The following is a 5254-nucleotide window of genomic DNA, read 5'->3' on the forward strand; positions in this document are numbered from 1 at the left end:
CGCTTCAACGCGGGTCAAAAACTCAGCCGTAAGCGCAATTTCAGGCAGCAAAACCAAGGCCTGCCGCCCCTTGCGCAGGCATTCGGCAACAGCTTCGAGATAGACCTCGGTCTTGCCCGACCCAGTCACACCGCGCAGCAAGGTGGTGCCGTACGCGCCCGATGCTACGCCTTCCTTGAGGAAACCGGCTGCTTCCGCCTGATCAGGCGCAAGGTCTTTGCTGGGCATTTCGGGATCAAGGCGCGCGAAGGGCAAATCGCGCGGCGTGTCTTCCTCATGCACCGCACCCAGTTTAACCAACCCTTTGACGACGGAAGAGGTCACGCCAGCCGCCTCGCTGAGTTCTTTCAGAGTAAAGGACAGATCAGCGTATTCATCCAGCGCATCCAGAACGCGCCCTCGCGGCTCTGTCATGCGATCCGGTTCTACGTCGCCCTTGCGGTAAACTTTTCGCATCGACGGTGGATCACCAAGCCCCGGCGCACGCACGCCAAGGCGCAACATGCTTTCCATATCCGTCAGCGTATAAGCGCCAGCTTTTTCCAGAAACTCGCGCAGCTCACCGCGCATAGCGGGCACATCCAGCACACGCATAATCTTGCGAATTTTATTAATGTCATAGTCGCCCTTGCCCGGCCCCCAAACGACACCAAGCACTTTTCGTGGCCCCAAAGGCACCTCAACAAATGCCCCCAGCCAACAGCCACCTTCAGGCGCTTTATAGTCAAGCATTCGCCCCAACGGCTGCGTCGTCCACACGCCGACCATTTGACCTTCGTGAAAGAAATCAACCTCGCCCTTGTTAGCGCTATCATTATGGGACTTTTCGAACATAGGTATATGAGGTAAAGCCTCATCCAACTAAGGCCAACCCATCAAAGGACCATCGCCATGAAATTCTTCGTAGATACCGCTGAAATCGATCAAATTGCAGAACTCAATGACCTCGGCATGGTGGATGGCGTCACAACCAACCCATCCTTGATCATGAAATCTGGCCGCGACATTCTGGAAGTGACCAAAGAAATCGCAGCATTGGTTGACGGTCCTGTTTCTGCTGAGGTCGTGGCAACAGACGCGAAAGAAATGATCGCAGAAGGTCGCAAACTGGCGAAGATCGCAGACAACATCACAGTTAAAGTGCCGCTCACATGGGCTGGCCTTCAAACATGTAAGACGCTGTCCTCTGAGGGCACGATGGTTAACGTCACACTCTGCTTCTCCGCGAACCAAGCTTTGCTCGCCGCAAAAGCTGGCGCGACATTCATCTCGCCTTTCGTCGGTCGCCTTGATGACATCAACATCGATGGTATGGATTTGATCAGCGACATCCGCACGATCTATGACAACTACAACTTCAACACTGAAATTCTGGTCGCGTCTATCCGCACCGTGAACCACGTGCTTGAATCCGCAATGATCGGCGCGGACGTCATGACAGCCCCTCCTGCGGTTATCAAAAAGTTGGCTGATCACCCGCTGACCGATGCAGGTCTGGCACAGTTCATGGCTGATTGGGAAAAAACAGGTCAGAATATTCTCTGATTTTTTCTGCTCTTGTGCTAAACGCTAAGAAAAAAGAACGAGAGCAGAATGACCACCAGTGCTGAAATGACAGATGATCTGCGCGAGCGGATCATCACCCGACCCGATGTGATCCTCGAAGACAAAGACCTGATGAAGGCTTTGATCGAAGCAAATGAACGCACAATGGGCGGCAATATTGTCGATCTACGCGGCATCGCGATGGAGCGCTTGGAAGCGCGGCTTGATCGCCTCGAGGACACACATCGCTCTGTTATCGCAGCTGCTTATGAGAATCTGGCAGGCACCAATCAGGTGCACCGCGCCATTTTGCGTATGCTTGATCCCGTTGATTTCCAAACGTTCCTGATGGATTTGGGCGGCGAAGTCGCAGAAATCTTGCGCGTTGATTGCATTCGCCTTGTTCTTGAATCTGTTCAGGCTGACGATGATCCAACCGTGAGCAAGCTCTCCGATGTGCTTTGCGTCGCAGAACCCGGATTTATCGCAACATACCTTGGCGGGCACCCAGATCGCCCCAGCCGCAACGTGACTTTGCGCCAATTGTCCGAAGGCAATGAAGCCATTTATGGCGAAGCCGCGGGATGGGTGCGCTCAGAAGCTTGCCTTACTCTTGATTTCGGAACAGGCCGCCTGCCCGGCATGCTGGTCATGGGCGCTGAAGATCCGCATCAATTCACACCGCAGCAAGGCTCTGACCTTTTGGCCTTTTTCGGCGGTGTCTTTGAACGCGCCATGCGTCGCTGGTTGTCTTGAGCTTGATCTCCCCAGCCGCGCGCGATGCGCTCCAGCACTGGCTGGAGACGCAAAAATCGCTACATGGCGCGTCAGAAAACACGATCAAAGCTTACAATGCGGACACGGTCGATTTTATCGCCTTCATGACCGAATACAGCGGCGAGTCCCAAGGCCTTGCGGCGCTTGCACGGATCACCACCCGCGATATGCGTGCTTGGATGGCGGCAACGCGTGGCACAGATGTGGGCGCACGTTCTCTTGCGCGCAAACTCTCCTCCGTCAAAAGCTTTTATCGCTGGTTGGCAGAGCGCGAAGGGTTTGAGCCGACAGCCGTGCTCACCATTCGCGCCCCGAAGTTTCAAAAGAAACTGCCCCGCCCTTTAGCCGAAGATGCGGCAAAGGCGATGATTGAAACGGTCGAGCTTCAAACGCCCCACGCGTGGGTCGCGGCACGCGATAGCGCGGTTTTGACTTTACTCTATGGCTGCGGTCTGCGGATTTCCGAAGCCCTTGGACTAACAGGCGCAGATGTACCCCTGCCCAGCAGCCTCCGTATTCTTGGCAAAGGTGGCAAAGAACGCGTTGTTCCGGTTCTACCCGCTGCGCGCGAGGCCGTTGAAAGCTACATCAAAATCTGCCCGCATCCGATGGAACCCAATTCGCCCCTCTTTCGCGGCATTCGCGGCGGCGCGCTCAATCCCCGCGCGGTCCAAGAGGTCATGGCCAAAGCGCGCATGCAGCTTGGTCTACCCGCGACGGCGACACCGCACGCCATGCGTCACAGCTTTGCGACCCATTTGCTCAGCGCGGGCGGTGATCTACGTTCTATTCAGGAACTCCTTGGCCACGCATCCCTATCAACAACGCAAGCCTACACCGCTGTCGACACAGCGCGGCTGATGGAAGTTTACGCCAGCGCGCATCCAAAAGCCTGACGCAAACACGCGTCACATTTTCAAAATATCCCCGCAGCGCGCAAATCCGCACGAAGAAATTTGCGCAGCGGGCAAAAATAGGTCATGACGCCCTTCATGACACCACAAAATCGCGCACTCGCCGTCCATCTCCTCACCGCCACAGGCGCGGTTTTCGCAATGCTTGCCATGCTCGCCGCCGTTCAGGCCAAATGGGATCTGATGTTCCTTTGGCTCGTGGTGGCCTTTGCTGTTGATGGCATTGATGGCCCTCTTGCGCGCAAATATGACGTGAAGACTTACGCGCCGCAGTTTGATGGTGTCCTGCTCGATCTGATCATCGACTATCTGACCTACGTCTTTATTCCTGCCTTCGCCCTGTTTACATCGGGTCTCTTGCCAGGTTGGCCGGGCTGGGTTGCGATTATCATCATCACCTTCGCATCCGCGATGTATTTCGCAGATACGCGCATGAAAACAAAAGATAATTCATTCTCTGGCTTCCCCGGTTGCTGGAACATGTTAATCATTGTGATCTTTGCCATACGACCAGAACATTGGGTCACGCTTTGCCTCGTTACGGCTTTGGCAATTGCAATGTTTGTGCCTTTGAAGTTCATCCACCCCGTCCGCACCGAACGTTGGCGCACGCTGTCCTTGCCGATCGCATTGGCATGGACGTTCTTTGCAGGATGGGCTGCTTGGGTCGATTTCCACCCACAAAGCTGGGCACATTGGGGATTGGTTGTGACGTCTATCTATCTGACCTTCGCGGGAATCGCGCAGCAGGTCATCCCAGCTAAAGACGCGTAAGTACAACGCCGACAACGATGAATGTCGCGGCAATTGCTTTGCCGCGATCCATTTTGTCACCCATGATCAGCCATCCGATCAGCACCGCGAACAAAATAGAAGTTTCGCGCAAGGCCGTGACCAAAGCTATGGGTGCAACGGTCATGGCCCAAACGGCGATTGCATAGGCGCCGTAAGAGGCGGCCGCTGCCACGCTACCGAGCGCCCAATCTTTGCCGCTTGCCTTAAGAACCGAAGTGCCCCGCAAGGCGATACAGATAGGTGTGAACAGCAGCGCATCTAGCGCGAAGAGCCATGCGACATAAGTCACCGTATCCCCCGACAAACGCGCACCAAGCCCATCGACGATGGAATAACCTGCTGTCATCAGCGCCGACCCGAGCGCAAAGGGAAGCAAACGACGCGATTCATCATTCGCGAACACCCCACGCGCCATCATCAAGATGCCACAGCCTAAAACCAGAATGCCGAAAACTTCTTGCCCTGACAGGCTATCGCTGAGAACGAAGCCGCTCGATAACAGCACCAACATCGGTGCAACGCCGCGCGCGATTGGGTAGACACGGCTCAGATCGCCCTGCTCATATGCAAAGGCGAGGAACAGTTTGTAGCCCGCATGAAACGCGCCAGAGGCAAGCAGCCATGGCCAAATCGTTTGATCGGGAAATGGGCGGGTCAGCGCGATCAACGCACCGCCCCCGCCTTGAACCATCGTAAGGATCAGCATCGAGGTGAGCTTGCTCACCCCGCTTTTGATCAACGCATTCCAGCTGGCATGCAGCAGCGCCGCCCCAAGGACGGCAAGGAATACGGTGAGGCTCACGCGTTAGCCAACTAGCGCATCCGAGCAGCGTCCGCAAACACCGGTCTGTTTATGCGCGCCCACGTCTGGCAAGATTTTCCAGCACCGCTGGCATTTCTCGCCATCCGCCTTGGCAAAGCTCACCGCAACGCCTTCGATTTCAGGCAATGTAAAAGCCCCTTCCGGAGCCGCATCACCAGACACTGTGATCGCAGAGGTGATCGCGATGTCATCAAACGGCACACTTTCCAGCGCCGCGCGCAAGTCCGCATCCGCGACATAGACCGTCGGCGCCGCTTCGAGCGATGCACCGATGACCTTCTCTGTACGCTGCACTTCGAGCGCGGCTGTCACAACGCGGCGGGCCGCGCGGACAGAGGCCCATTTCGCCGCCAGCTCATCGTTACGCCATTCCGCTGGTGTTTCGACGAAATCTTCCAAG

At 55.9% G+C, this 5254-nt stretch carries 7 protein-coding genes; 4 read left to right on the forward strand and 3 right to left on the reverse strand.

Translation table 11 applies throughout. The features are described 5' to 3' along the window. Nucleotides 1–834 (reverse strand): DEAD/DEAH box helicase (locus ABJQ89_RS07715; RefSeq protein WP_348495679.1); only part of this gene is annotated, 834 nt, incomplete at its 3' end. A 57-nt stretch (nt 835–891) separates the two neighbouring features. On the opposite strand from ABJQ89_RS07715, the gene fsa reads away from it, so the two are divergent. From fsa to ABJQ89_RS07735, 4 genes are all read left to right on the forward strand, one after another. Beyond that, the gene (fsa, locus tag ABJQ89_RS07720; protein WP_348495673.1) at nt 892–1545 is read left to right on the forward strand and encodes a fructose-6-phosphate aldolase; all 654 of its coding nucleotides are present in this window, start codon (nt 892–894) and stop codon (nt 1543–1545) included. Nucleotides 1546–1593: 48 nt separating this feature from the next. Beyond that, the gene (locus ABJQ89_RS07725; RefSeq protein WP_348495674.1) at nt 1594–2301 is read left to right on the forward strand and encodes a DUF484 family protein; all 708 of its coding nucleotides are present in this window, start codon (nt 1594–1596) and stop codon (nt 2299–2301) included. After that, a complete protein-coding gene (locus tag ABJQ89_RS07730; RefSeq protein WP_348495675.1) occupies nt 2298–3218 on the forward strand; it encodes a tyrosine recombinase XerC in 921 nt (306 codons plus the stop codon). Before ABJQ89_RS07725 ends, ABJQ89_RS07730 begins: the two co-directional genes overlap by 4 nt. A 96-nt stretch (nt 3219–3314) precedes the next feature. After that, nucleotides 3315–4010 (forward strand): CDP-alcohol phosphatidyltransferase family protein, encoded by a 696-nt coding sequence (locus ABJQ89_RS07735; protein ID WP_348495676.1) that lies wholly within the window; start codon nt 3315–3317, stop codon nt 4008–4010. On the opposite strand, the gene ABJQ89_RS07740 is transcribed toward ABJQ89_RS07735, so the two are convergent. Both ABJQ89_RS07740 and ABJQ89_RS07745 read right to left on the reverse strand, forming a co-directional pair. Beyond that, complete coding sequence (locus tag ABJQ89_RS07740; RefSeq protein ID WP_348495677.1) at nt 3997–4833, reverse strand: DMT family transporter; 837 nt, start codon at nt 4831–4833, stop codon at nt 3997–3999. The genes ABJQ89_RS07735 and ABJQ89_RS07740 overlap by 14 nt on opposite strands. 3 nt (nt 4834–4836) lie before the next feature. Then, nucleotides 4837–5254: zinc finger domain-containing protein (locus tag ABJQ89_RS07745; RefSeq protein WP_348495678.1), on the reverse strand; the 418-nt coding region annotated here is incomplete at its 5' end.

The organism is Planktotalea sp., from assembly GCF_039984035.1.
GTDB lineage: Bacteria > Pseudomonadota > Alphaproteobacteria > Rhodobacterales > Rhodobacteraceae > Planktotalea.